Annotated in this window: 25 protein-coding genes, 1 tRNA gene and 1 pseudogene; 17 read left to right on the top strand and 10 right to left on the bottom strand. The window is 53.6% G+C overall.

Annotation, left to right across the window (positions count from 1 at the left end):
- The first annotated feature begins 25 nt into the window (after positions 1 to 25).
- The 3 genes from ACMV5H_RS05765 (at position 26) to ACMV5H_RS05755 (ending at position 3,087) form a co-directional block, all read left to right on the top strand.
- Positions 26 to 844, top strand: coding sequence for a DUF2877 domain-containing protein (locus ACMV5H_RS05765; protein WP_115158691.1), 819 nt, complete (start codon positions 26 to 28; stop codon positions 842 to 844).
- A 70-nt stretch (positions 845 to 914) separates the two neighbouring features.
- On the top strand, positions 915 to 1,817 hold the full coding sequence (locus tag ACMV5H_RS05760; protein WP_414821578.1) for a carbamate kinase: 903 nt from the start codon (positions 915 to 917) through the stop codon (positions 1,815 to 1,817).
- A 43-nt stretch (positions 1,818 to 1,860) separates the two neighbouring features.
- Positions 1,861 to 3,087, top strand: coding sequence for an MFS transporter (locus tag ACMV5H_RS05755; RefSeq protein WP_059200055.1), 1,227 nt, complete (start codon positions 1,861 to 1,863; stop codon positions 3,085 to 3,087).
- Positions 3,088 to 3,130: 43 nt separating this feature from the next.
- On the opposite strand, the gene ACMV5H_RS05750 is transcribed toward ACMV5H_RS05755, so the two are convergent.
- The 3 genes from ACMV5H_RS05750 to tesA all read right to left on the bottom strand — a co-directional run bounded on the left by ACMV5H_RS05750 (position 3,131) and on the right by tesA (position 5,511).
- A complete protein-coding gene (locus ACMV5H_RS05750; protein WP_115158694.1) occupies positions 3,131 to 3,985 on the bottom strand; it encodes a co-chaperone YbbN in 855 nt (284 codons plus the stop codon).
- 85 nt (positions 3,986 to 4,070) lie between these two features.
- Positions 4,071 to 4,847 (bottom strand): SDR family oxidoreductase, encoded by a 777-nt coding sequence (locus tag ACMV5H_RS05745; RefSeq protein WP_414821577.1) that lies wholly within the window; start codon positions 4,845 to 4,847, stop codon positions 4,071 to 4,073.
- Positions 4,848 to 4,872: 25 nt separating this feature from the next.
- Positions 4,873 to 5,511: a multifunctional acyl-CoA thioesterase I/protease I/lysophospholipase L1 gene (gene tesA, locus ACMV5H_RS05740; RefSeq protein ID WP_051363221.1), complete on the bottom strand. Its 639-nt coding sequence runs from the start codon at positions 5,509 to 5,511 to the stop codon at positions 4,873 to 4,875.
- Between tesA and ybbA the strand changes: the two genes are divergently transcribed.
- On the top strand, positions 5,482 to 6,168 hold the full coding sequence (ybbA, locus tag ACMV5H_RS05735; RefSeq protein WP_037375255.1) for a putative ABC transporter ATP-binding protein YbbA: 687 nt from the start codon (positions 5,482 to 5,484) through the stop codon (positions 6,166 to 6,168). The genes tesA and ybbA overlap by 30 nt on opposite strands.
- Positions 6,165 to 8,597 (top strand): putative ABC transporter permease subunit YbbP, encoded by a 2,433-nt coding sequence (gene ybbP / locus ACMV5H_RS05730; RefSeq protein ID WP_414821576.1) that lies wholly within the window; start codon positions 6,165 to 6,167, stop codon positions 8,595 to 8,597. Before ybbA ends, ybbP begins: the two co-directional genes overlap by 4 nt.
- 58 nt (positions 8,598 to 8,655) lie before the next feature.
- Here the strand turns inward: ybbP and purK are convergent, their stop codons facing one another.
- From purK to ppiB, 4 genes are all read right to left on the bottom strand, one after another.
- Positions 8,656 to 9,723: a 5-(carboxyamino)imidazole ribonucleotide synthase gene (gene purK, locus ACMV5H_RS05725; RefSeq protein WP_021805418.1), complete on the bottom strand. Its 1,068-nt coding sequence runs from the start codon at positions 9,721 to 9,723 to the stop codon at positions 8,656 to 8,658.
- Positions 9,720 to 10,244 (bottom strand): 5-(carboxyamino)imidazole ribonucleotide mutase, encoded by a 525-nt coding sequence (gene purE / locus ACMV5H_RS05720; RefSeq protein WP_021805417.1) that lies wholly within the window; start codon positions 10,242 to 10,244, stop codon positions 9,720 to 9,722. The genes purK and purE overlap by 4 nt, the downstream gene beginning before the upstream one ends.
- A gap of 131 nt (positions 10,245 to 10,375) precedes the next feature.
- A complete protein-coding gene (lpxH, locus tag ACMV5H_RS05715) occupies positions 10,376 to 11,098 on the bottom strand; it encodes a UDP-2,3-diacylglucosamine diphosphatase (protein ID WP_115158697.1) in 723 nt (240 codons plus the stop codon).
- Positions 11,099 to 11,108: 10 nt separating this feature from the next.
- Complete coding sequence (gene ppiB / locus ACMV5H_RS05710) at positions 11,109 to 11,603, bottom strand: peptidylprolyl isomerase B (RefSeq protein ID WP_021180066.1); 495 nt, start codon at positions 11,601 to 11,603, stop codon at positions 11,109 to 11,111.
- 286 nt (positions 11,604 to 11,889) lie between these two features.
- Here ppiB and cysS point away from each other — a divergent pair, with 286 nt between their 5' ends.
- Both cysS and ACMV5H_RS05700 read left to right on the top strand, forming a co-directional pair.
- Positions 11,890 to 13,275 carry a cysteine--tRNA ligase gene (gene cysS, locus ACMV5H_RS05705; protein ID WP_115158698.1) on the top strand — a complete coding sequence of 462 codons (1,386 nt, stop codon included), beginning with the start codon at positions 11,890 to 11,892 and terminating at the stop codon, positions 13,273 to 13,275.
- Positions 13,276 to 13,569: 294 nt separating this feature from the next.
- On the top strand, positions 13,570 to 14,295 hold the full coding sequence (locus tag ACMV5H_RS05700; RefSeq protein ID WP_209528421.1) for an ankyrin repeat domain-containing protein: 726 nt from the start codon (positions 13,570 to 13,572) through the stop codon (positions 14,293 to 14,295).
- A 108-nt stretch (positions 14,296 to 14,403) separates the two neighbouring features.
- Here the strand turns inward: ACMV5H_RS05700 and ACMV5H_RS05695 are convergent, their stop codons facing one another.
- Positions 14,404 to 16,581: an extracellular solute-binding protein gene (locus ACMV5H_RS05695; RefSeq protein WP_414821575.1), complete on the bottom strand. Its 2,178-nt coding sequence runs from the start codon at positions 16,579 to 16,581 to the stop codon at positions 14,404 to 14,406.
- A gap of 367 nt (positions 16,582 to 16,948) precedes the next feature.
- On the opposite strand from ACMV5H_RS05695, the gene ACMV5H_RS05690 reads away from it, so the two are divergent.
- From ACMV5H_RS05690 to ACMV5H_RS05680, 3 genes are read left to right on the top strand one after another with little or no spacing between them, the layout of a single operon-like run.
- Positions 16,949 to 17,770 (top strand): MBL fold metallo-hydrolase, encoded by an 822-nt coding sequence (locus ACMV5H_RS05690; RefSeq protein ID WP_021805412.1) that lies wholly within the window; start codon positions 16,949 to 16,951, stop codon positions 17,768 to 17,770.
- 11 nt (positions 17,771 to 17,781) lie between these two features.
- Positions 17,782 to 19,017 (top strand): MFS transporter, encoded by a 1,236-nt coding sequence (locus ACMV5H_RS05685; protein ID WP_021180061.1) that lies wholly within the window; start codon positions 17,782 to 17,784, stop codon positions 19,015 to 19,017.
- Positions 19,018 to 19,025: 8 nt separating this feature from the next.
- Positions 19,026 to 19,739, top strand: coding sequence for an MgtC/SapB family protein (locus tag ACMV5H_RS05680; protein ID WP_094981159.1), 714 nt, complete (start codon positions 19,026 to 19,028; stop codon positions 19,737 to 19,739).
- A 70-nt stretch (positions 19,740 to 19,809) separates the two neighbouring features.
- On the opposite strand, the gene ybcJ is transcribed toward ACMV5H_RS05680, so the two are convergent.
- Both ybcJ and folD read right to left on the bottom strand, forming a co-directional pair.
- A complete protein-coding gene (ybcJ, locus tag ACMV5H_RS05675; protein ID WP_021180059.1) occupies positions 19,810 to 20,022 on the bottom strand; it encodes a ribosome-associated protein YbcJ in 213 nt (70 codons plus the stop codon).
- Positions 20,023 to 20,033: 11 nt separating this feature from the next.
- On the bottom strand, positions 20,034 to 20,900 hold the full coding sequence (gene folD / locus ACMV5H_RS05670; protein ID WP_021805409.1) for a bifunctional methylenetetrahydrofolate dehydrogenase/methenyltetrahydrofolate cyclohydrolase FolD: 867 nt from the start codon (positions 20,898 to 20,900) through the stop codon (positions 20,034 to 20,036).
- Positions 20,901 to 21,344: 444 nt separating this feature from the next.
- Between folD and ACMV5H_RS05665 the strand changes: the two genes are divergently transcribed.
- From ACMV5H_RS05665 to ACMV5H_RS05635, 7 genes and pseudogenes are all read left to right on the top strand, one after another.
- Positions 21,345 to 21,421: transfer RNA gene (locus ACMV5H_RS05665), tRNA-Arg, on the top strand.
- 165 nt (positions 21,422 to 21,586) lie between these two features.
- Entirely contained in the window at positions 21,587 to 22,801 is a 1,215-nt protein-coding gene (locus ACMV5H_RS05660) for a tyrosine-type recombinase/integrase (RefSeq protein ID WP_414821574.1), read from the top strand.
- Positions 22,802 to 22,946: 145 nt separating this feature from the next.
- The gene (locus tag ACMV5H_RS05655; protein WP_218519758.1) at positions 22,947 to 23,612 is read left to right on the top strand and encodes a hypothetical protein; all 666 of its coding nucleotides are present in this window, start codon (positions 22,947 to 22,949) and stop codon (positions 23,610 to 23,612) included.
- A gap of 183 nt (positions 23,613 to 23,795) precedes the next feature.
- Positions 23,796 to 24,002, top strand: coding sequence for a helix-turn-helix transcriptional regulator (locus tag ACMV5H_RS05650; protein WP_414821573.1), 207 nt, complete (start codon positions 23,796 to 23,798; stop codon positions 24,000 to 24,002).
- Positions 24,002 to 24,424, top strand: coding sequence for a hypothetical protein (locus ACMV5H_RS05645; RefSeq protein ID WP_414821572.1), 423 nt, complete (start codon positions 24,002 to 24,004; stop codon positions 24,422 to 24,424). Before ACMV5H_RS05650 ends, ACMV5H_RS05645 begins: the two co-directional genes overlap by 1 nt.
- A gap of 13 nt (positions 24,425 to 24,437) precedes the next feature.
- Positions 24,438 to 24,740: pseudogene (locus tag ACMV5H_RS05640) on the top strand (Bro-N domain-containing protein); the annotation flags it as partial.
- Positions 24,741 to 24,807: 67 nt separating this feature from the next.
- A partial coding sequence (locus ACMV5H_RS05635) for an IS1 family transposase (RefSeq protein ID WP_414821623.1) occupies positions 24,808 to 24,877 on the top strand: 70 nt, incomplete at its 3' end.

Genomic DNA, 24,877 nt, shown 5'->3' with positions numbered 1-24,877 from the left:
GAGACTCCGGGCTAGGGAGCAAGTTATGGACATCACCGCGTTAGTCATTAGCCGCTATGCCACGCAAGATTACGGCCCGTTACGCTGCGTGGGGCGTTTCAACAATGCCATCAACTTCCTCTCGCCTAACGATCGGCTACTGACGTTGCACCGTGAAGGGCGTGGGCTTAGCCCAATGGGCTGGGAAATTGGCGACGATGACTTCGACGAAATCTTTGACAGCCTGCCTGCGGCCCAGCATTGCCAGCTTTCACCGGCGGGGATTGAACTGGAGAATATTGCCATCTACCGCCAGGGGAGGTGCTTGGATCTCTGTCTGAAGGTGAGCGGAGAAATTGCGTTGCCGCCATTGGCTACCGCGCTGGCCGATGTTGATGCCCAGACCGGCCTGTTTGGCCGCCTGGACAACCTCGTTGACCAGCCGCATTGTCTGGAAATTCGCGAACTACGGCAGCACTTTACCGCCTGGTTGTTGGGGCAGAAAGTAGACTGGAGCCTCGTGCTTGGCAAAGGCCCTGGCTTGACGCCAAGCAATGATGACACGGTGCTGGGCATGTTGCTGGCGGCTCATCTCGATAGCCGCGTGGATGTCGCAAGGTTGTCGTCCTTTTTTGCCGCCAGCCAACCTTTAAACCAGTTGACCACCTTGGTCAGCGTCCACTATTTGCAGTTTGCCGAGCAGGGGATCTTCTCCACCCCGGTACAACTTCTGGCACATGCCTTACTCAGGCCCCAAGAATTACCCGCGGCCATCAACGACATGTTGGCAACCGGCCATTTTTCCGGTGCGGACACGCTATTGGGCGTTTTACTGGGCGTCATGGTTATCAATCGTCTTTATTAATTCATCAGCGCAAAACCATACCAAGTGTCGTTCGGTATGGGCTGTTATTACTTAAAAAATGGATATCCGAATGGAAACGTTAGTTATTGCCTTGGGGGGCAACGCCCTGTTAAAGCGTGGCGCGGTGTTATCTGCAGAGAATCAGTACCAGAGCATTGCGTTAATTGCCGATGCCATTGGCAAGCTGGCCAAGAAATACCGCATCGCCATCGTGCACGGTAACGGCCCGCAGGTAGGGTTGCTGGCGCTGCAAAACCTGGCCTATCGCGATGTTCCTCCTTATCCGCTCGATATTCTGGTGGCGGAAAGCCAGGGCATGATCGGCTATATGCTGGCCCAGCAGCTAGGGGCGTTCCATCCTGCTCAGCCGGTATCCACGTTGCTGACTCGCGTCTTGGTAGACAGCGAAGATCCGGCGTATCGGGAACCCAGCAAATTTATCGGGCCGGTTTATGAGCCACAGCAGCAAGCCGAGCTGGAACAAAAGTATGGCTGGAGCATGAAGCTGGATGGGAAATACCTGCGCCGGGTGGTGCCTTCCCCTGAACCGAAAAAGATCGTCGATATTGAAGCGATCAATCTGCTGTTGGCGAAAAACCACATCGTGATTTGCAACGGCGGTGGCGGCGTTCCGATGGTGGCCAGCGCACAGGGAATGATCGGTAGCGAAGCGGTGATCGACAAGGATCTGGCCTCTGCGTTATTGGCTGAAGCCCTGGACGCCGATCACCTGGTGATCCTCACCGATGCTGATGCGGTGTATCAGCACTGGGGCTCGCCGCAGCAAAAAGCCATCCGTTCGGCCACCCCCCAAGAGCTGGCCCCGATGGCGGTAGCCGATGGTTCGATGGGGCCAAAAATCATGGCGGTCAGCCGCTTTGTACAGCGTAGCGGCAAGGTGGCCCATATCGGTGCTCTGCAAGATATCGAGTCGGTACTGGCAGGCACCGCGGGGACATTAATTACGCCGTAATACTGGGTGGGCCTAGCGGCCCATCAACCAAGGGAAAATGAATATGCAAACTATAAAAACAGAGCGAGTGCCCTATTGGATTAAAACCGTCGTGATCTTCTTCCTCGGCTGGGTGGTTATCTATGCCGGGCGTTCGGTACTTAGCCCCATCATGCCGCAGATCCAAACCGAGTTCGGGCTGTCAAAAAGCCATCTGGGCTTAATCAGCAGCCTGTTCTTTCTGACCTACACCCTTTTACAGGTGCCTGCCGGACTATTGGGCGACCGCTTGGGCAGAAAACGCATTCTGGTTAGCGGCTTTATGCTGTTTGCGCTGTTTATCGCTGCCGTCAGCATCTCATCCAACTTTCTGATTTTTATCGTGCTGTGGATGCTGACCGGCGCTTCGCAAGGCGTCTATTATGGCCCGCAGTATGCGCTTTCTTCCGAGGCCATCCCCAAGAAATGGATCACCTTGGGCAGTGCGGTGATCGGCAGTGGGATGTCGTTTGGTATCGCGCTGGGGTATTACCTTTCCAGCTTTATGATCGAGCATTTTCATACTTCGTGGAAGATGCCGTTCCTGGCGATGGCGGTTCCGGTATTGATTGTGGCGCTGCTGATGCTGTTTTTCATTCGGGAAAAAGCGCCGCAAAGTGCGGGCGATACCCCAGCCGCTACAGCAACAAAGAGCGAATTCAGTTTCCTGGATCTGTTTAAAAACCGTAACCTGCTGATGGCCTACATCACCATCTTTTGCTCGATCTACGGCTTCTTCGTGATCATTACCTGGCTGCCGTATTATCTGCAAAAAGAACGCGGCATGGATATTGTGCACGCCGCCAGCATCGCCTCCATCGTGCCGTGGATCTCGGTACTGGGGACGCTGATTTGCAGCTATATCTCTGACAAGCTGGGCCGCAGAAAACCGGTGGTACTGTTTATGCTGCCTTTCTCACTGCTGGCGATCTTCGGCATCGTCTATTCCACCAGTGAAGCGGCGTTGATTGGCGTATTGGTGCTGTATGGGTTTATCGGCAAAATCAGCCTCAACCCGGTACTGATCGCACTGGTGGCAGACAACGCACCGCGTGCCGCGCTTAGCACCGCTTTCGGGCTGTATAACTTCTTTGGTATGGCGGCGTCGATCTTTGCACCTTACGTGACCGGCTTTATTGCCGACAGCACGGGGACGCTGAATGCGGGGTTCTACTTTGCCGCGATGATCACGGTGGTGGGTTTTATCGCCATGCTGTTTGTCAAAGAGGGGAAACCGGCGCAGGAGGCTTGATATTTGATACAGGGCGCAACCGTGCGGCTGCGCCCATGTTCGATTAATACAGCAGTGAATACAGCTGGCGGCGGTATTTGGCGGCCAGCGCATCGCCAGTCCCCAGTGCGGCCAGAATATCCATCAAGGTCTTGCGGGCGTTACCGTTAGCCGCCGCCAAATCCTTTTTCAGATGACCCATCAGCAATTCCAGCGCTTCTTCGTTGCGGCCAACCTGATGCAGTTGCAAGGCTAGCTGCACGGCCAGCTCGACGTTTTCCGGCTGTTGCTGAACCTGCTGCTGTAACTGCTGAATTTCTGGCGTATCGGCAGCCTGTTTCATCAGCTCAATCTGCGCGACCAGGCCGAGGTAACGGGTATCGCGATCCTGCAATGGAATGGTCGCCAGCACCGCTTCGGCATCATCCGTCTTGTTCAGGGCGATCTGGGTTTCCGCCAGCGTCAGGCCGATATCGCTGCGCTGATTGCTGAGACTCCAGGCATCTTTCAGCAAAGGCAGAGCTTCTGCTGCACGGTCTTCCTGCAACAGCTCAGTGGCTTCTGCCAGCTTGAGGTCTTCGGCTTTTGGCAGGAAACGCTGCAGGAATTCGCGGATCATCTCTTCCGGCTGCGGCCCTTGGAAACCATCAACCGGCTGACCATCCTTGAACAGATAGACGGTTGGCAGGGAACGCAGGCCAAACTGGGCGGCGATTGCCTGCTCGGCATCGCAATCCACCTTCGCCAGAACGAACTGACCCGCGTATTCCGCCGCCAGTTTATCCAGTATCGGGGTGAGCTGCAGACAGTGCTGGCTGCGATCCGACCAGAAGTAGAACAGCACCGGCTGGGACATGGACTGTTCCAGAGTCTGGTGCAGGTTAGTTTCGTTAATATCAACAACGGCTTGAGCTAGCATGGTTTCTCTCTAATCTGATCTTGCGGAGCCAATCTACTCTAGATGGGGGCAAAGCGGCGCGCTTCAACCCTTGGCCCCCGTTTGCTTAACCATTACTGCGCAATAACCAGTCCAGTGCACGGCCCGGCAGCAGGCGGCGCAGGATGCTCATGGTATGCGCCAGCAGAGTAACCGGGTAGCGCAGCTTGGCTTTGGGGCTTTCCAGCGCGTGGCGCAGCTTCGGTAACACCGCTTCGGCAGGCAGCGTCAAACGCTTGGCGATGCTTGGATTGTGCACCGGTTTATCGCTCTGCGCCTGATTGACGTTCTGGGTGAAATGGGTCGTCAGCGGGCCTGGCTCGATCAGGCTGACCTGAATGCCGCTGCCGTGCAGCTCCATACGCAACGCGTCCGACCAGGCTTCCAGCGCAAATTTGCTGGCGGCATAGGCCCCACGCCCGGCGCTGGAGATTAACCCCATCACCGAACTGGTCTGAATAATGCGCCCTTCACCATGCGGCAGCATGGCTGGCAGCAGCAACTGGGTGAGCTGGTGGGTGCCAAACAGGTTGGCGGAGAATTGCCGTTCCAGCTGTTGGCGTGAAACCGAGCTGAGTGGCCCGTAAACGCCGAAACCGGCATTGTTGAACAGACCGTACAGCCGCCCGTTGGTCAGCTCGATCACCTGCGCGGCGGCGCGTTCTACGCTGGCGCTATCGTCCAGATCCAGCTCAATGCCTTCCAGCCCATGCTGGCGCATATTTTCCACGTCTTCTGGCTTACGGCAGGCGGCCAGCACGCGATAGCCACGGTTACGCAGATCTTGCGCTGCAATCAATCCTATCCCGCTGGAACAGCCGGTTATCAATACCGCTTTTTGCATAACTTTACCTAGTAGCTAACCCTATTCAGTTAGACTCATGTTTAACTAGTGGTTCCAGCTGTTGCGCCATCCAGGTGGCGATAAACGGCTGGGCATCCTGATTGGGGTGCAAACCGTCATCCTGCATCCATTCCGGTTTGATCACCACCTGTTCCATATAAAACGGCAGCAGCGGGATGTTGAACTGCTTGGCCAACGCAGGATACAGCGCCCCGAAGGCCTCGGTGTAGCGGCGGCCATAGTTTGGCGGAATATGAATTTGCATCAGCAGCGGTTTGGCCCCCGCCTGCAAAACCAGCGTGATAATCTGGTTGAGGTCGCGCTCGATATCCGCAGCCGGGAAGCCGCGCAGACCATCGTTGGCCCCCAGCTCGATCAGCACCCAGCGGGGCTGATGTTGTTTCAACAGCTCGGGCAAGCGTGCCAGCCCCTGAGCGGCGGTGTCACCGCTGATACTGGCATTGACCACGGTCGGGTGACCAGGTTGTTTCTGCCACTCATCGGCCAGGCGAGTGGCCCAGGCTTGCGCTACCGGCAACCGATAGCCAGCACTTAAACTGTCGCCCAAAATCAATAAGGTATCGGCCGCGACAGCACGTAAACTGAATAATCCCAACAGCAAAAGGAAGGGAAGATGCCAGCGGAAAACGTTCTTGAAGTTCATCATCTTAGTAAACACGTTGGTCAGGGTGAGCATCAGCTTACCATCCTTACCGGAGTCGAGCTGGTTGTCAAACCCGCACAGACAATTGCGCTGATCGGCGAGTCCGGTTCGGGGAAATCGACCTTGTTGGGCATCCTTGCCGGGCTGGACGACGGCAGCGAAGGCGAAGTTAGCCTGCTGGGGGAATCGCTGACCGCGCTGGATGAAGAAGGGCGAGCTGCGCTGCGGGCAAAAAACGTCGGTTTTGTGTTCCAGTCTTTCATGCTGGTCCCCACCTTGAACGCGTTGGAAAACGTACAACTCCCTGCGCTGCTGCGTGGTGAAAGCGATCGTCAAAGCCGGGACCAAGCGGTGCAACTGTTGGAACAGCTGGGATTAGGCAAGCGTCTTAATCACCTGCCAGCGCAACTTTCCGGCGGGGAGCAACAGCGTGTGGCGTTGGCACGGGCGTTCAGTGGCCGCCCTCGGGTGCTGTTCGCCGATGAACCCACCGGCAACCTGGATCGCCAGACTGGTGAGCGCATTGCCGATCTGCTGTTCTCCCTCAACCGCGATTTCGCCACCACACTGATCCTGGTCACCCATGACGAGACCCTGGCGGCTCGCTGTCAGCGGCGGCTGCGCTTGCGTGAAGGCAAGCTGTGGGAGGAAGCATGATTTGGCGTTGGTTCTGGCGTGAATGGCGTTCGCCTTCGCTGCTGATCGTCTGGCTGGCGCTGACGCTGTCGGTGGCCTGCGTGTTGGCACTGGGCAGCATCAGCGATCGCATGGACAAAGGCTTGAGCCAGCAAAGCCGCGACTTTATCGCCGGGGATCGGGTATTGCGTACCGCGCGCCCGGTGCCGGAAGGCTGGCTGCTCGATGCCCAACAACAGGGGCTGAAAGTCAGCCGCCAGCTCTCTTTTACTACCATGACCTACGCAGGGGATCGTCCGCTACTGGCCAACGTCAAGGCTACCGATGCGGCCTATCCGCTGTATGGGCAATTGGAAACCTTGCCAGCCAATCTCAAACCTGTGCCAGGCAGCGTGTTGGTGGCTCCGCGTCTGTTGGCATTATTGGATATCAAGGTCGGCGACAATCTGGAGGTGGGGGATACCACGTTACGCATCGCCGGTGAAATCGTGCAGGAGCCGGACTCCGGTTTCAATCCGTTCCAGACTGCACCTGGCATTATCATCAATCTGGCCGATGTGGATAAAACCGGAGCGGTACAGCCGGGCAGCCGCCTGACCTACCGTTATATGTTTGCCGGTGCGCCAACCGATATTCAACGCTATGAAGAACGTCTCAAACCGCAGCTCAAACCCGATCAGCGCTGGTATGGGTTAGAGGAGTCCGGCAGTGCGTTAGGCAAATCGCTACAGCGTTCCCAACAGTTCCTGCTGCTTTCGGCATTGCTGACCTTGCTGCTGTCGATTGCCGCCGTAGCGGTAGCCATGAGTCACTATTGCCGCAGCCGCTATGACCTGATTGCGGTGCTGAAAACCCTGGGGGCTGGCAGAAAGGCGCTCAGCAAGCTGATTATTGGCCAGTGGTTGGCGGTGTTACTGCTGGCGGGAACCTGCGGCAGCGTGATTGGTCTCGGGTTTGAAGCGGTGTTAATCCGCTTGTTGGCACCGGTGTTGCCGGGGGAACTCCCCGCAGCCGGGGGCTGGCCGTGGCTGTGGGCGATGGGGGCTCTGGTCATGATTTCTCTGCTGGTTGGGTTGCGCCCGTACCGACAACTGCTGGCGACTCAGCCACTGCGCGTACTGCGCCGGGATGTGGTGGCTAACGTCTGGCCTTTGCGTTACTTCCTGCCAGCTACTGCGGTGATTGTGGTCGGGCTACTGACGGTATTAATGGGGGCAAGTACGCTACTGTGGGCCATTCTGGCCGGTATGGTGGTGCTGGCCTTGCTGCTGGGGGGAATAGGCTGGGGCAGCCTGTTGCTGCTGCGGCGCATCACGCTGAAAAATCTGGCGCTGCGGTTGGCGGTGAATCGCCTGTTGCATCAGCCTTGTGTGACGATCAGCCAGTTAGCGGCGTTCTCGCTGTCGTTTATGTTACTGGCCCTGCTGCTAGTCTTGCGTGGCGATCTGCTCGATCGCTGGCAACAACAATTACCGCCGGACAGCCCGAACTATTTCCTGCTGAATATGACTACGGCACAGGTTCCACAGGTGAAAGCCTTCTTGCAACAGCATCAGTTGCATGAGGAAACCTTCTATCCCATCGTGCGTGTACGCCTGTCTGAAATTAACCAGCAGGTGGCGACGGAGCGGGTGCATGAAGACGATCCCGGTGGCGAGGCGGTGAACCGTGAACTGAACCTGACCTGGCAAAGCGATCTGCCGGACCATAACCCGTTGACGGCAGGCACCTGGCCGCCGAAAACCGGCGAGGTCTCGATGGATGAAGGGATCGCCGGCAGGCTCAAGATCCAACTGGGCGATACCTTGACGTTCAGCGGCGATACTCAATCGTTCAGCGCTAAAGTCACCAGCCTGCGGCAGGTGGATTGGGAAAGCCTGAAGCCGAACTTTTACTTTATCTTCCCACCGGGTGCATTGGACGGCCAGCCACAAACCTGGCTGACCAGCTTCCGCTATGACGGTGACGGCAAGGTGCTGACGCAGCTCAACCGCCAGTTCCCAACCCTGAGCCTGCTGGATATCGGTTCGATCCTGAAGCAGGTCGGCGGCGTGTTGCAGCAGGTGAGTAGGGCGCTGGAGGTGATGGTGGTGCTGGTGGTGATCTGCGGCGGTCTGCTGTTACTGGCACAGGTACAGGTAGGGATGCGGCAACGTAGGCAGGAACTGGTGGTTTACCGCACGCTAGGCGCAGGTAAACGCCTGTTGCGCGGTACGCTGTGGTGCGAGTTTGCGTTGCTTGGGCTGGTGGCCGGGATCGCGGCGGCGGTGGGGGCAGAAGCGGCGCTTTGGCTGTTGCAGACCAAGGTGTTCGACTTCCCGTGGGCACCTACGCCGGTGCTGTGGTGGGCGTTACCGCTGCTGAGTGCCTTGCTGCTCTCGCTGTGTGGCGGCTGGCTTGGCGTGCGCCTGCTGCGCGGCCGGGCGTTGTTCCGCAGCTACGAAGGGTAAACGGCGAATAAAAAAGGGTTCAGCGTGGCTGAACCCTTAATTTGCAGTTGTGAACGGATTATCCCAGCTTTTGCTGTGCCCAGGCCAAGCCACTTTGATACTCGGCTGGCAGCAGCGGCGCTAATGCCTGCAACGCCTGTTGCAAAGAGGCCGCATCGGGATCGTTGAGATTCAGATGACCCACCTTACGCCCCTCACGCACCTCTTTCTCATACCAGTGCAAATGCACCAGCGGCAGGGCCAGCCATTGCTGGTTCACCGCCGTACCGATCAGATTGACCATCACCGAAGGGGTATTCACCACCGGCTTAGGCAGCGGCAGCCCCAGGATGGCCCGCAAATGCAGCTCAAACTGGCTGATGGAAGCGCCGTTCTGCGTCCAGTGGCCACTGTTGTGGACACGCGGAGCCAGCTCGTTGATCAACAGGCTGTCACCGACGATAAAGCACTCCATCGCCATTACACCCACGTAGTTCAACTCATCGAGGATCGCAGCCAACATCTGCTCGGCCTGCTGTTGCAACGCCGGGTTAGGCTGTGGCAGCGCCACGCTGGTACGCAGAATGCCTTCTTCGTGCAGGTTGTGGGTCAGCGGATAGAATACCGACTGGCCATCGTGACCACGGGCACCCACCAACGACACTTCGCCAGAGAAATTAATCCCCTGCTCGACGATGCATTCACCATAGTTATCCGCCGGTAACTCAGCCTCTTGGCCCGGGCGCAAACGCCACTGGCCGCGGCCGTCGTAACCACCCACGCGGCGTTTAACGATCGCCAACTCACCCAAGGTGGCAAACACCTGGGGCCATTCGCCAGCATTTGCCAGCAATTGCCAAGGCGCGGTAGCGAGATGAAGTTGATCGAGCAGTTGCTTCTGCGTCAGGCGATCGGCCAGACGCGGGAAGATATCGCGGTTGACGAAGTTATTGTGTGTCGCCAGCTCGCGGGTCAGGGCGGTTTCTGGCCAGCGTTCGATCTCTGCGGTGATCACCGCGTTTTGATAGGGCACCGCTTCCGGCTCGGCATCCAGACCGACAGGATAAACCGCAATGCCCAACGGCTCACCGGCCTGGCGCAGCATACGCCCTAACTGGCCGTTACCCAGTACGCAAACCGGCTTCATGCATCCTCCCGTGGGTCTGGATGGTTCAGCACCTCGTCGGTCTGTGCCTGACGCCACTGTGCCAACCGCTGTGCCAGCCCGGCATCGTGCAGCGCCAGGATTTGTGCTGCCAGCAACCCGGCGTTGGCCGCACCGGCTTTGCCGATGGCGAGCGTACCCACCGGAATGCCGCGTGGCATCTGCACGATGGAATACAGGCTATCGACACCGCTCAATGCAGCGCTTTGCACTGGCACACCCAGCACCGGAACCAGCGTTTTGGCCGCCAACATGCCTGGCAGATGCGCAGCACCACCGGCACCGGCGATGATTACGTCAAAACCCATGGCCTTGGCATGTTCGGCAAAGCTGAACAGCTTGTCCGGCGTGCGGTGGGCGGAGACAACTTCGACATGGAACGGGACATTCAGCGTGGTCAGAACTTCGGCCGCGGACTGCATAGTGGCCCAGTCACTTTTTGAACCCATTACGATTGCGATTTTAACCCCAGCGTTGGCGGCTGAAGTAGCGGTGGCTCCCATGAGTGCATGGCTCCTGTGATGTGGACAAACGTCGGCTGGCAGGCCGTATGAGGGCGTAGAGCATATCATGGGTACAGGGAGAGGAAAACGGTTGCGTCGACGGTTTTTACCATCAAAAGCTGGAAAACGGCCTAGAAGGGGAACTCGATAAGTTCCACGGCATCTGCCGTGACTTTAATCATTGAGCCTTGTGTATGCCAGGCTCCCAGCACCGCGCGATGGGCTTTACCGTTTGGTAATGCCAGCGGATGGACTGCTGGGCGATGGGTGTGGCCGTGGATCATCCAGTGGACGTTGTGGCGCAACATGGCCTGCTCAACGGCCTGCGGGTTGACGTCCATAATCGCGGTGGATTTGTATTGGTTGCTTTGTTGGCTGCGAGCACGCATTTTAGCGGCGATCTTCAAGCGCCAGCGCAGGGGGAGAGCCAGAAAAGCACGTTGGATCCAGGTGTTATGAACTTTCTTGCGGAATTCTTGATAGGCCTGATCGTCGGTGCACAGGGTATCACCGTGCAGGATCAGGATCTTGCGGCCATACAGCTCGACGACTTGCTCTTCCGGTAGCAGGATCATGCCGCTCTGCCTGGCAAAGCGCTTACCCAACAGGAAATCGCGGTTGCCGTGAATGAAGTAGCAGGGCACTCCGGCCTGGTGCAACGCCTTGAGTGCGGTGGCAATTTCGCGATGCAACGGCTCGGGGTCGTCATCGCCAATCCAGGCTTCAAACAGATCGCCCAAGATATATAACGCATCGGCGTGAACGGCTTCACGCTGCAAAAAACGCAGAAAACCGGCAGTAATTGCCGGTTCCTGTACGCATAGATGCAGGTCTGCGATGAACAGCGTGCTCATGCAGCCGCGATTACTCGCTGACGGTAACGCTGGTGATCACGACATCTTCAACCGGTACATCCTGGTGCATGCCGCTGCGGCCAGTTTTTACCGCTTTGATCTTCTCGACCACGTCCATGCCTTCTGCCACTTCGGCAAATACGCAGTAACCCCAACCCTGGGAGTTTTCAGCACGGAAGTTCAGGAAGTCGTTATCTACCACGTTGATGAAGAACTGGGCGGTGGCAGAGTGTGGATCGTTGGTACGAGCCATTGCCAGGGTGCCACGGGTGTTTTTCAGGCCGTTGTTAGCTTCGTTCTTGATGGTTGCTTTGGTGTCTTTCTGACGCATACCAGGTTCAAAACCACCACCCTGAACCATAAAGCCGTTGATGACACGGTGGAAGATGGTGTTGTTGTAGAAGCCTTCACGGCAGTAGTTCAGGAAGTTTTCAACGGTAACCGGTGCCTTGTCAGCAAAGGTCTTGATAACGATATCGCCGTGATTGGTGTGGAAAGTAACCATAGTTTTAGTCCTAGCAAGATGAAATGAGCTGTCACATAGGAAGGCGTGTGAGCAATCAGACCGACTTTATAACATATCTCAATTAATCAGTCAGCAGTGGCTAGGGTGGCAGTTTCGCGGCAGAAATACACGTGTTGTTATCTTAGTCTGGATCAGGTTAATTCCGATCTCACGCAATTTTCTGCCGATCAATTCAGCAATCCTTGGGCTTGACCTTGCAATAGAGCAGCCTTCGGGTTTCAATATGCGGATATGTTTGTTATCACGCACACCACGGACAGCCCTGATGCTAAAGATATTTAATACCCTGAGTCGTCAAAAAGAGGAATTTAAGCCCATTCATGCCGGTAAAGTCGGTATGTACGTGTGCGGGGTAACCATTTATGACCTGTGTCATATCGGCCACGGGCGTACCTTTGTTGCTTTCGACGTGGTAGCGCGCTACCTGCGTTACCTCGGCTATTCGCTGAACTACGTGCGTAACGTGACCGACGTGGACGATAAAATCATCCGTCGTGCGGCAGAAAACGGTGAAACCTGCGATCAACTGACCACGCGTATGCTGGCAGAGATGCACGCCGATTTTGATTCGCTGCTGATCGAACGCCCGGATCAGGAGCCGCGAGCCACCCATCATATCGAAGAAATCATCGAGATCACCCAACGCCTGTTGGCACGCGATCATGCCTATGTGGCCAGCAACGGCGACGTGATGTTCTCCATCGATAGCGATCCACAATATGGCCTGCTTTCCCGTCAGGATCTGGAGCAACTGCAAGCCGGTGCGCGCGTGGAAATCGACGATGTAAAACGCAACCCGATGGACTTCGTGCTGTGGAAGATGTCCAAGCCGGGCGAACCAAGCTGGGAATCACCTTGGGGTCCAGGCCGTCCTGGCTGGCATATTGAATGCTCGGCCATGAACTGCAAACAGCTAGGCACCCATTTTGACATTCACGGCGGTGGTTCCGATCTGATGTTCCCGCACCACGAGAACGAGATTGCCCAATCCAGCTGTGCGCACGATGGCCCGTACGTCAATTACTGGATGCACTCCGGGATGGTGATGATTGATAAAGAGAAGATGTCGAAGTCGTTGGACAACTTCTTTACCATCCGTGACGTGCTGGGTTATTACGACGCCGAAACCGTGCGTTACTTCCTGATGTCTGGCCACTACCGCAGCCAACTGAACTACAGCGAAGAGAATCTCAAGCAGGCTCGCGCTTCGCTGGAGCGTTTATATACCGCACTGCGTGGCACCGACGCTAATGCCAAACCTGCTGGCGGTGAAGCCTTTGAAGCGCGCTTCCGTGAAGCCATGGACGACGACTTCAACACCCCGGAAGCCTATTCCGCGTTGTTCGACCTGGCGCGTGAAGTAAACCGTCTGAAGAGCGAAGATATGGCGGCGGCGAATGGGTTGGCGGCAGAGCTGCGTAAGCTGGCCAAGGTCTTGGGCCTGCTGCAACAGGAACCAGAACAGTTCCTGCAAGGTGGCGCACAGGTGGACGACTCGGAAGTGGCAGAGATTGAAGCGTTGATCAAACAGCGTAACGACGCGCGTGCCGCCAAAGACTGGGCGCTGGCAGATGCCGCTCGCGATCGGTTGAACGAGATGAATATCGTGCTGGAAGATGGCCCGCAGGGGACCAGCTGGCGTCGTAAGTAAATAGTAATCAGAGCAAGGACCCACTTTTTACAAGTGGGTCCTTGCCACTAGGATCTCTCCTTTGGTTTACCCATCAAATCTCATTTTCGCCAAGCGGGTGGCTTAAAAACACCCCTGCATAAATCGTTATAGCTAATCAGTTTTTTTGAACTTATTGTGCAAAATTATGCGTTGTGATTATTTTGTGGGAATACTAGTATCTTTAATCTTTATAAGAACGGCACATAACGGATATGTTGGATGAGCTATTGTTTAGGAATGCGCTCAAATTAAATATATTACATGGAGTTAATTATGAACTTAAAAAATATTATATTTACAGCCGCCTTTTTTACATTTTTACCCCTTGGCTTACATGCTCAGGAAAATAAATCTGCAGTTGATTTATCAAAATTTAGATTTAGCTATGAAGAGATGCATGAAATCGCCAATGATAAATTGCTGTCACATCGTATCTTTTATGAGAAACCGTCAGAAGGTCCTGATGCAGCCTGGTTCGATGCAGTTAAACAGGGAAATTTGTCAGAGGTAAAAAGAATGGTGGCGGCCGGGCAGAATCTGGAAGCGAAGGATGAAGCCTCCCTGGGACAGACCGCTTTAGGATGGGCTGCCTTTATTGGTTATTTGGATATGGTTAAGTATCTTACCGAACAGGGTGCTGATATTCGAGCAACGGATAGGGCTGATGTTTATCATTCGGTCAAATCAGCCGTCATGGGGAAAAACGCGGAGGTTGTAAAATATCTTCATGAGCGCTTAAAGGGTGATGTCGACTGGGATGCTGTCGAGCAAGATGGTGAAACTTTATTTATGGTCGCCGCAGTGGATGGAAGACTTGAGGTGGTAAAATACATTCTGCAGTTTAACCCGGATATAAATGTGGTGGCGAAGAACGAAAATCCAAAAATTGACGCCAGTCCTCTCAGTGGTGCCTGTGAAAATGGGTTTACTGATGTTGCTAATCTGTTGATATCCAAAGGTGCCATCAATCATAAAACCGGTAAATCCAGCTGTGAGTAAGGATTATAGGTAATAGATTTCCAACTGCGGCCAATCTCGCCGCAGTTGGAAAATACCTCTCCTTGGCACGGCCCATTCTTACAGGTAAGGTGGCAAACATGGCTTCCTTCAGGCTTGAGTTTCATTGACCAGTCGCTGATTGATGTAATCAATGGCTTGCTGCGGATCCATTATCTTGTTCACCACGTTGGTCACGCCCTGGCCGATAATGATCTCCGCATGGCGCAGGTTGAACAACTCGCCCTGTAAACCCCGAGATTCACGGATGCCGGTACTAGGATTATCCCGTAGCAGGTTGAACCACGGATAGAGATGCAGGATGCGCTGATTCTGATAGATGCTGCGGTGGGCACTGTTACCGCCCAAAAGCACCAGATGCTCGGTAATTTCAGCCGAATACAGCCAACGGAAGAACTGTTCTACCTGTGCCTTCTTATCACTGAAACGAGACATGCCTAACGAGCCACCGCCCATCTGCGGGATGTTGCCCGGAACTGGCGCGTAACCTATTGCCGGTGATAGAGGGCTGTGGGCGACGTCGTTGAACAGATTCATATACATGATCAGCATCGCCACTTGGCCTTGCTCAAACTGGGCCACCGCAGCGTTCCACCATTCACTGTTGAGATTGGTGGTGACGGTAAGCTGTTGCTGATATTGCCGCAACGCTTCGATGGCTGATGTTGCCTCCAGTTGCACCGGTTTGTCTTGGTGCACTAGCCGCCCACCTAATGCGTAATAGCGCAGCAGAAACTCGGTAGCAATTAACCCGGAACTACCGAGAGTCGTTGATGAACCTATCGGACGCTGCGGGTTACCGGGTTGATGAGTTGCCGTGAAAAAGGCCGTAATGTCATCAAATTCGTCGAAACTGGTCGGGATCTTCAGTTCCTTGCCGGATTTCTCATAGAACATGCGTTTGACCGTGGGGTCTTCGAACAGATCGCGGCGATAGAACAGCAACTGGGTGCTGGCATCAAACGGCAACGCATAGGCTTTGCCGTCAATCTGGCTGAAATGATGGCCAATTTCTTCCGAGAAGTTATCCAGTAGTCCCGTTAGCGCTGGGGCAATTTCTGCCAACGGCGTGAGGGCCTTTTCTGCAAACCAGGGGAGGCAGGCCATATCGATACGCAGCAAATCGTAATAAGGATGCAGATGCAGATTCGAGAGGATCTCAAACACTTCATCATAAGGATAAACCGCGAGATTCACCTTGATACCGGTCTGGCGATAGAAATGCGGCAACAGTTTTTTCAGCGCATCGGTGGAGGGGCTAGGCAAGATCAGCATGTTCAGCGTTTCACACTGCTCAGAAACGGCGGGCATGGATTGAACGTCGAGAGCAAAGCCGCGGCTATCCAGTATCTGCTCATCGGCCAGTGTCACTAATCCGCAGATATAACGGGCGATTTCCAGACCCAGCCGGGCGTAATCCATCTGATAGTGGTACTGATTGGCTACTACGGCGGGTTCGTTATCGCTGAGTTGCCAGATCGGCGGGCAGGGGACCGCGCTCCCCAGATAGGCCGCCTGCGTCAGGCAACGGGCTTTATCGCTGTCTTGAGCAATCAGTACCTGTGGCGGCTGGTCAGCAAAAAAAGCGAAAGCGGCGGTGTGGCATTCACTGGCCGGTGATGGCACGACAGTGAGCTGGGTCGATGGGCTTAACTGTGCCAGCGTAGCTTTCAATGCCTCGACAAAACACTGGCCGTTGGTATAGGCGAGTGGCTCACAAAGCACGCCAACGTGTGCGGGCTGAGCGCGGGCGATCTCGCTGGCAATGGCTTGGCCAGCCAGGCAAAAGTTCAGGTTGAATGTGGCCTTGGCCTGCGCTGGATGGCGATAGACAAACAGGATCTGATCCGCTGGCAGCCGCAGCGTCTGATAATAGCTTTCGCTGTCGGCAAGGCAGGAGACCGTAACGATGGTTTGGTAGGATTTTGCGGCCAGTGTCTGCAAGATATCTCTTTCGGCAGAGGGCAGATCGTTAGTGACGTAAAGATCCAGATCGCCTGGGAAAGAAGATCGTAACGATTGCTGAAGCCCGCGGTAGAGCTGGTGATACTGCTCACTGTTGATATCGGGCAGGATCAGCGCAACGCCACTGCTTTTGCTGGCGCGTAGCGACTGCGCCTGGGCATTAATTTGATAACCCATTTGCTGGGCGGCCTGTTTGACCGCCTCGATCTTTTCAACGCTGACATTGCCGCGCCCGTTGAGCACGTTGGAAGCGGTGCCATGAGATACCCCCGCCAGCTTCGCTATATCCTTGATAGTTGCCATTTTCCCACCGCTTTGAGCCGCCTGTTTTGATGCTAACACCGGCATGAGCGCTCCGCTATCTCGATTTCTATCCAAGCATGAAATTTGGATCGTTCCATAATTAAGTGACTGTTATTTGTACTTAATTAAACCGATGTCACAAAATTGATGAAAAACGTAATAATGACCAAATGTTATTTTTAGTGAATTGATTTTGCTAAATATTAAATTAAATTTTTGAAGCCGATCACCAATATGCATTGCAGTGTTAACCGTTTTTTGGCCTCGGGATTATGATTGACACGTTCCAAAATCACCTTCATGGTTCACCTTAACGAAGGCGATAGGAACGATAGGTCAGTAATGTACTGAATAAAAAGGATAAAAAATGAAAATACATTTCCTGGGATCGGCTGCCTCTGAAGGGATCCCTAATCCGTTTTGCCGCTGCGAACATTGCCAACAGGCCCGTTTTCTCAAGGGGAAAGATCTGCGTACCCACTCTTCGGCGATTATTGATGATGTGATGTTGATCGACGTCGCCCCGGAGTTCAGCCAACAGCTGTTGCGTGATGGGCTGGACGCGAGTGGCTTCACCGACCTGCTGTTTACCCATACACATCCAGATCACTTCAACGTCGGTGAGCTGTTTAGCCGAATGGAGGGGTACGGCTTCAATATCGACCATCCGCTGGAGATTTTTGGTAACGACCGGGCGATCAACGGTTGTGCTGCGGTATTACCGGGTTACAGCAAACAGCGTTTTGGTTTCCACTGCCTGGTGCCTTTTGTCACCGTAGAAAGCCATGGCTACAAGATCACACCGCTGCTGGCTAACCATGCCAAGTGGGAGCTGTGCTACGTGTATGTGATCGAAAAAGACGGCCAGACGATTTTTTATGGCCATGATTCCGGCTGGTTCCCTGAACTCACCTGGCAGTGGCTACAGGGCAAAGCGTTGGATTTGGTGGTGCTGGAATGCACCTACGGTTTCAACGGCGACGATCGCACTGACAATCATATGAGCCTGGAAACCGTGTTTGCCGCCCAAGAGAAGCTGCGTGCGATGGAGTGCCTGCATTCAGACAGCCAGATCGTGGTGTCACATATTTCTCACAGCGGCAAGTTGCTGCATGAGGAACTGGTGGCGGCCTGTCGTGATAAAAACATCACCGTTGCGTATGACGGCCTGACCGTTAACGTGGCATAGGGGGAGATCTCATGGACTTTAACAAGACTCCTCGCCTGCTGATCATGATGTTTGTGCAGTATTTCATGCAGGGTGCCTGGAATATGACGATGGGCCTGGTGCTGAGTACCTACGGTATGGCGGCCATTATCGGTTCATCCTATGCGCTGTTGGGGTTGGCAACGATACTCTCGCCGCTGTTTATCGGCATGGTTGCAGATCGCTTCTTTGCTTCTCAGAAAGTCATGGCGATCCTGCACCTGATCAACGCCGGGGTGATCCTGTGTGTACCGCAGTTTATCGAGGCGCAGGACACCACCATGACGCTGGTGATGATCTTCCTGGTTGGGCTGCTGTTCTATCCGACCACCGCGCTGGCCAACAGCATCAGCTTTAGCCATATCAACGGCGTGAAGTACTTCCCGGTGATCCGCGTGTTTGGCACCTTCGGTTTTATGGCGATAGGTTTCATCATCGGGCAGATGGGATATTCCGGCGATACCATGACCTGGTACATTGCATCGGCCGCTGGGGTGGGATTGGGGCTGTACTGCTTTACCTTGCCGGATACACCGCCGAAGGCCAAGGGCAGCACCTTCACCCTGCGCGATCTGCTGTGCCTGGATGCGCTGTCGCTGTTTAAAGATCGTAACTTCTCCATTCTGATGCTGAGCATCTTTGTGTTGATGATCCCCAAAACCGCCTATTCCGCCTATATTCCGGTATTCCTCAAAGCGCTCGGGTTTGATAACGCCGCCTCCATGATGCAGGTAGGGATCGCCTGTGAAGTGGTGTTTATGTTCCTGCTTTCGTTCTTCCTACTGAAAGCGGGCTTCAAGGTGACGTTGATGATGGGCGCGGTGTGCTGGATCATCCGTTCGGTGCTGTTCTCTCAGGCTGCGCTTGACGCCAACATGACGTTTGTCCTGATTGGCCTGATGCTGCAAGGTTTCTGCTGGGACTTCTTCTTTACGGTAGGGGACATCTATGTCGACCGTAAAGCACGGCCCGAAATCAAAGCTCAGGCCCAGAGTCTGCGCTTTATCGTCTCCAATGGTTTTGGTTTGTTGTTCGCGTCCACCATTTGCGGCCAGATCTTCAACAGCACCGTGACTGAGCAGGGCCCGCAGGCGTTACCGCAGTGGGAAAGCTTCTGGCTATTCTCGGCGATTATCGCCGCCGTTGTCTCGGTGTTCTTCTTTATTTTCTTCAAGGACGATCTTTCTAAACAGAAAACGCCGGCGGCAATGAAGCCTGCGCAGCAATAGGAAGCAACATGGACAGCTGGTTATCGGTGCTGGGCGGGTTGGGGCCGCTCCATCTGGCGACGGTAGGCAAAATAGTCGCGGCGTTTGTTCTGGGGGGGGTGATTGGCCTGGAACGTGAATCCAAGGGCAAGCCCGTTGGGTTTAAAACCTGCGTGATCATTGCCGTCGCCAGCTGTGTATTAACGGTGGTGTCGATTCAGTCTGCGGAGTATTACGCCGAGATATCCGTCAATATTCGCAGCGATCCCATGCGGTTGGCCGCACAGATTATCAGTGGGGTGGGCTTCCTTGGTGCTGGGGTGATCTTGCACCGCCGTGATGACGCCATTTCCGGTCTGACGACCGCCGCGATCGTTTGGGCATCGGCGGGAGTGGGGATTGCCTGCGGAGCCAGTTTTTATTTGCACGCAATCTTGGCTACTGCACTGTTTTTACTGGCGATAAAAATCAGCCCCTATATTTTCCTGCTGCAATCGAGGGATCACTATCTGGGGAAGGTCAAAGTACGGCTGATACTCGATGAGCAGGCAGGGCTAGCCAGCTTGATGGCCCAGCTTAATCAGCAGAGAAACCTGATTGATGCAATGACGATACGTGACGTCAAAAAGCACAAGATTGAAGTTAACTTTAAGCTAACGGTAAGGAAAAGGACGACCCTGGACGAACTGTATGGCACGTTGCGTGCTATGCAACACGTGTGCTTCGTTGCATTGGAGCATTAACAGGTTTGAGTAGATCAAAAATGCCGGGTAGCTTAGCCAACCCGGCATTTTTTTCCTGGCGCTTGAACAATCAGGCTTTAACCGTGACGTTCATGCCTTTGTAGCTGACCTTCTGGCCATCAACGATCTTGCAGCGCTTACGCGTTTCGACCTGACCGTTTACTTTGACCTGCCCTTCGGCGATCACTTCTTTCGCGGCACCGCCGCTGTCACACCAGCCCTGGAACTTCAGCAGATCGCACAGTTCGACATGAGGGTGACCTTCCAGATTGAAAATTTCCATACTGCCTTAACTTAGTTAGGTTGAACGTCGTGAAATTCCTCGCAGGCTTGCAAGGTATTTTGGATCAGTGTAGCAACGGTCATGGGGCCGACGCCACCTGGGACCGGAGTAATGAAGGCCGCACGTTCGCTTGCGGCTTCGAAGTCTACGTCGCCGACTACTTTACCACTTTCCAGGCGGTTGATGCCGACATCGATCACGATCGCACCCGGTTTGATCCAATCACCTGGAATAAACCCAGGTTTGCCCACGGCCACGATCAGCAGATCGGCATTTTCTACATGGTGGCGCAGGTTTTTAGTAAAGCGGTGCGTGACGGTGGTGGTACAGCCCGCCAGCAGCAGCTCCATGCTCATCGGGCGGCCAACGATGTTGGAGGCACCCACTACCACGGCATTCAGGCCATAGGTATCGATGTTATAGCGTTCCAACAGGGTGACAATACCGCGTGGGGTACAAGGGCGCAGTTTAGGCGCACGCTGGCACAGGCGGCCGACGTTGTAAGGGTGGAAACCGTCCACGTCTTTATCCGGGCTGATGCGCTCCAGCACCTTCACGTTATCAATGCCCGCAGGCAGAGGGAGTTGCACCAGAATGCCGTCGATCTCTTTATCGGCGTTTAATTTGTCGATCAGCGCCAGCAGTTCAGGCTCGGTGGTGGAAGCGGGCAGATCGTAAGAGCGGGAGATAAAGCCCACTTCCTCACAGGCCTTGCGCTTGCTGGCGACATAAATCTGCGAAGCCGGATTCTCACCAACCAGTACCACCGCCAGGCCCGGCGCACGCTTGCCAGCTGCCAGACGTTGTTTCACTTGCTCAGCCACTTCGTTTCTAACCTGCTGCGCAATCGTTTTGCCATCAATAATCTTTGCTGCCATCAGTGAGGAAATCCATCATTTAAGAAAAGCGGGGGATGGCGCTATTTTGGCAGAAGAGAGGCGCGCTGTCAGGCTTTCGATCGGGTTAATGCAGAGAATAAGCACACGATTGCGTAGCGGTTTAGACATTTTTTACACCAAAGGAATGATCCTCTACGCTTTTTTTACCTCAATTGTCTGACTCTTCACTTCATGGTTACTGTTGGTCTGAGCATCGCCCTTCTAAGCCGTAGGTCTGGGCAAGAAGGTAAGGATATTGGCCGTTATGGCCAGGTATTTACGTAGTCAGATCATCGCGTTAGGTTGATTTTTAGTTGTTGATTTGTGCGAAAAATCACCATAAAGCACGCTTGCGGCCAGCACACCAACAAAAGGCATTGACTCGATAACCTCTGACCGTATAATCCAACTCCGCAACCTCGGTTGCCGCATCCGCATTTCAATGCGCCCTTAGCTCAGTTGGATAGAGCAACGGCCTTCTAAGCCGTAGGTCACAGGTTCGAGCCCTGTAGGGCGTACCATTTTTACTTCTCTCAACGTCTACTCAAATCTACTAAACCCCTCTATAATGCCTGATACAGCTGATATCACCGTATCCCAACGTCTACCTGTTTCTACTGAAATCTACATGCATGTGGGGGTATATCTGGTGGTATGTCCAGGTTCAATGAAGTGGGGTACCCCCAATGAAGTTAAATGCCCGCCAAGTAGACACCGCCAAGCCCAAGGGCAAGCCTTACAAGCTTTCTGATGGTGGTGGTTTGTATTTGCTCGTTAATCCGACCGGTGCCCGTTACTGGCGTCTGAAGTATCGCGTGGCTGGAAAAGAAAAGCTTTTAGCCATAGGCGTGTATCCAGACGTGCCGCTGGCTGATGCCAGAGCCAAGCGTGATGAAGCCAAACGTCTGTTGGCTGCTGGTGGTGATCCTGGTGAGGAGAAGAAGTCGGAGAAACAGGCTAAAAAGGTGAGCGTTGAAAACACCTTTGAAGCACTGGCCAGAGAGTGGCACGCCTACAAAGTGCCGAACTGGTCTAACGGCTATGCCGAAGATCTGATGGAGTCCTTCGAAAAAGACATCTTCCCCTATATCGGGAAACGACCCGTTGCCGATATCAAACCCCTTGAAGTTTTAGAGGCGCTGCGCAAGTTAGAGAAACGTGGTGTTCTCGACAAGATGCGTAAAATTCGCCAAGCCTGCAGCCAGACGTTCCGTTATGCAATCGTCACCGGTAGGGCTGAGAACAACCCGGCCAGCGAATTAGCTGGAGCACTCGCCATTCAGAAGCATACACATTATCCCCACCTGGTTGCGACAGAGTTCCCTGAGTTTCTCCAGTGCCTTAATGAGTACACCGGCAGCCCAATAACAAAAATTGCGACCCGGCTATTACTGCTGACAGGGGTTCGCACCATTGAGCTACGTGCTGCTGAATGGGCAGAGTTCGATCTGGACAAGGGGCTTTGGGAAGTCCCTAAGAGCAGAATGAAAATGCGCCGCCCGCATTTGGTGCCTCTTTCTGAGCAGGTTTTGATCCTGCTCCGCCAACTCGAAGAAATGACAGGGCGCTTTAAGCTGGTTTTCCCTGGCCGGAATGACAGCACCAAACCAATGAGTGAGGCCAGTATTAACCAAGTGATAAAGCGCATTGGCTATCACGGTAGAGCGACCGGCCACGGCTTCCGCCACACCATGAGTACCATCCTGCACGAACAGGGCTATAACACCGCTTGGATTGAAACCCAACTGGCCCACGTCGATAAAAACAGTATCCGGGGAACGTACAACCATGCTCAATACCTGGATGGTCGCCGGGAGATGCTTCAGTGGTATGCCGATTATATGGAGAGCTTGGAACGTGGTGGGAATGTTGTGCAGGCCACATTTGGACAACGTGCATGACTGGATGTATAGACAGTGTAACTGGACCGCAGTAGACTTATGTAGAAGAATAAAGAATAGGCTATGTCTAGGGTAGCTCCCGAAAACCCGTACACCTCTACGGGCTGACATAGCCACCTAAATTAAGAGGGCGCGGGGTGGCGTGGTGAGAAAATCAATAGCTTTTTCTTTCATTGAGGATTTCAGTACAAAAGAGCAGGAAATAGCTAGTAAAATAAAGGAACAGGATGATGTTATGTATTCGTCTGAACAATTTATTGAGCTTGTTTCTGATATGATTAAAACTATGTCGGAGGATTTATCTAATTATAAGGGGATGCTTACAGAAGAGAGTCTAAGTGGCTTGTCTCTAGACGAGGCTTTGAATACTTTTTTCTTAAATGAATGGCCGGAAAATTACTTGGGTTATTTATCATATTGTGCAAAGTGGATGTGTGAGTCATTCGGCGTTTCCTTTCAGGTGTACGGTGCGTCTGCCTTTTCATCAGTTTGGTTTATAGCTAAAGGGGAGCAATTTAAAGCATCTCAGTATTTGATTATGTGCATGCAGCCAATACTGTCGGTTATGCGAATTAGAGATATATCAAAAGATAGAGGTAAGTTAGGGGGGAGGCCTGAACACCCAAGGAAAGCGGAAGCAATGAAGGTTGCTCGGCAAAAGTGGGATGTAATGGAATATGCTTCATTGAATATAGTAGCTACGGCAGTTAAACATCATTTAGATAATAAGTTCAAGGACTCGCCAAGTCTTCCGGCAATAAAAAAATGGCTAAAAAATGCTGAGTTTAGGCCTAGAAAATCAGTAAGATAATAACTTGGTTTTTATACGGGAAAGATAATAACTAGGTTTTTATGCGAAAAAGATAAAAACTTAGTATTTATTTTTAACGGGTAAAAACTAGGTTTTTGTTGTTTCTATTAATTGTCATAAGAGTAAGAATCCCTGTTATCTATTAACGTCTATTAACGACCCTTAACAGAAACAGGGGGCTATATGCCACAAGCAGCACAATCACTTATCCGCCTTCCAGAAGTTCAACGCCGAGTCGGCTATGGTAAGGCGTGGGTGTACAAACTCATTGCTCAGAATCGCTTTCCTAAACCGGTAAAAATCGGAACACGTTCTATTGCCTTCATCGAGAGTGAAGTAGATGAGTGGATTAGTCAGCGTATTGCTGAATCTCGCGGGGGGGCTGCGTAATGGAAATGAATAACCGCCCCGTACAGCAGGCGGCTAGTCAGAAGGTTGGCACCTCTGATAATAGCGCCATCCCCACCATCAAGCCAGCACCGAAGAAGCACCGCGCCCGTGTGTACATGCTAAAAACTGGCGTCAATGGCTGTACTGAAAATGAGATTCTCAAGTATTGCCGCCTATCTTCAGGAAGAAATTATTTTTCAGAGCTAGAAAGGCGTCTTGATATTCAATTGGAGCGTATCGACGAGAAGAACCCGGACGGTATCGGTAGCCATTTCCGCTATCGCTTTGTGAGCCGCGCCGATGTTCTGCGTGTGATTCAGTTGGTCAACCATAACGCCGCCGCTGGTGGCTATCACGGCCTTTCCCAAAGCGACATAGCCAACATCCTGACCTTGTACCCGGACACTAACAACGCCGCCTAACGGAGCCTGACAAATGAAACTTGAAAAAAGCAGATTCAATTCTGAGGCCGCCCCTCAGCCTATCCCAAGTCAGAAAGCTATTTTCACCGCTGATGAGAGTGATATTTCCGTTATCAAATTTGAGGGTGTAACTGTGCGCATTGTTAATGTGTACGGCGATCCGTGGTTCGTTGCCTCTGATGTGTGTCAATCGCTGGAAATCAGTAACCCCACCAGCGCTGTTTCATCTCTGGATAACGACGAGGTGATGACCCTAACTTTAACTGAGGGTCATTCAGGCAAGCGAGGTGGTGCGCGTAGTTGGAATATGGTGTCAATGCCAATCGGGTAATGGCTCCAATTGGTTGAACTTGCTGTATAATGCTCGTTTTTGAGGTTCTCTCATGGCCAGCGTTAATGTTCATTGTCCCCGTTGTCAGTCTGCTCAGATTTACCGGCATGGGCAGAACCCTA

Origin of the sequence: Serratia sp. N21D137, from assembly GCF_047530005.1 — a bacterium.
GTDB lineage: Bacteria > Pseudomonadota > Gammaproteobacteria > Enterobacterales > Enterobacteriaceae > Chania > Chania fonticola_B.
The sequence above is the reverse complement of the archived record's forward strand: the minus strand, read 5'-3'. Positions and strand labels throughout refer to the sequence as shown.

Coding starts and splice junctions, on each gene's coding strand:
- ACMV5H_RS05765 (WP_115158691.1), top strand. CDS start 26: ATGGACATCACCGCGTTAGTCATTAGCCGCTATGCCACGCAAGATTAC.
- ACMV5H_RS05760 (WP_414821578.1), top strand. CDS start 915: ATGGAAACGTTAGTTATTGCCTTGGGGGGCAACGCCCTGTTAAAGCGT.
- ACMV5H_RS05755 (WP_059200055.1), top strand. CDS start 1,861: ATGCAAACTATAAAAACAGAGCGAGTGCCCTATTGGATTAAAACCGTC.
- ACMV5H_RS05750 (WP_115158694.1), bottom strand. CDS start 3,985: ATGCTAGCTCAAGCCGTTGTTGATATTAACGAAACTAACCTGCACCAG.
- ACMV5H_RS05745 (WP_414821577.1), bottom strand. CDS start 4,847: ATGCAAAAAGCGGTATTGATAACCGGCTGTTCCAGCGGGATAGGATTG.
- ybbA (WP_037375255.1), top strand. CDS start 5,482: ATGCCAGCGGAAAACGTTCTTGAAGTTCATCATCTTAGTAAACACGTT.
- tesA (WP_051363221.1), bottom strand. CDS start 5,511: ATGAACTTCAAGAACGTTTTCCGCTGGCATCTTCCCTTCCTTTTGCTG.
- ybbP (WP_414821576.1), top strand. CDS start 6,165: ATGATTTGGCGTTGGTTCTGGCGTGAATGGCGTTCGCCTTCGCTGCTG.
- purK (WP_021805418.1), bottom strand. CDS start 9,723: ATGAAGCCGGTTTGCGTACTGGGTAACGGCCAGTTAGGGCGTATGCTG.
- purE (WP_021805417.1), bottom strand. CDS start 10,244: ATGGGAGCCACCGCTACTTCAGCCGCCAACGCTGGGGTTAAAATCGCA.
- lpxH (WP_115158697.1), bottom strand. CDS start 11,098: ATGAGCACGCTGTTCATCGCAGACCTGCATCTATGCGTACAGGAACCG.
- ppiB (WP_021180066.1), bottom strand. CDS start 11,603: ATGGTTACTTTCCACACCAATCACGGCGATATCGTTATCAAGACCTTT.
- cysS (WP_115158698.1), top strand. CDS start 11,890: ATGCTAAAGATATTTAATACCCTGAGTCGTCAAAAAGAGGAATTTAAG.
- ACMV5H_RS05700 (WP_209528421.1), top strand. CDS start 13,570: ATGAACTTAAAAAATATTATATTTACAGCCGCCTTTTTTACATTTTTA.
- ACMV5H_RS05695 (WP_414821575.1), bottom strand. CDS start 16,581: ATGGCAACTATCAAGGATATAGCGAAGCTGGCGGGGGTATCTCATGGC.
- ACMV5H_RS05690 (WP_021805412.1), top strand. CDS start 16,949: ATGAAAATACATTTCCTGGGATCGGCTGCCTCTGAAGGGATCCCTAAT.
- ACMV5H_RS05685 (WP_021180061.1), top strand. CDS start 17,782: ATGGACTTTAACAAGACTCCTCGCCTGCTGATCATGATGTTTGTGCAG.
- ACMV5H_RS05680 (WP_094981159.1), top strand. CDS start 19,026: ATGGACAGCTGGTTATCGGTGCTGGGCGGGTTGGGGCCGCTCCATCTG.
- ybcJ (WP_021180059.1), bottom strand. CDS start 20,022: ATGGAAATTTTCAATCTGGAAGGTCACCCTCATGTCGAACTGTGCGAT.
- folD (WP_021805409.1), bottom strand. CDS start 20,900: ATGGCAGCAAAGATTATTGATGGCAAAACGATTGCGCAGCAGGTTAGA.
- ACMV5H_RS05660 (WP_414821574.1), top strand. CDS start 21,587: ATGAAGTTAAATGCCCGCCAAGTAGACACCGCCAAGCCCAAGGGCAAG.
- ACMV5H_RS05650 (WP_414821573.1), top strand. CDS start 23,796: ATGCCACAAGCAGCACAATCACTTATCCGCCTTCCAGAAGTTCAACGC.
- ACMV5H_RS05645 (WP_414821572.1), top strand. CDS start 24,002: ATGGAAATGAATAACCGCCCCGTACAGCAGGCGGCTAGTCAGAAGGTT.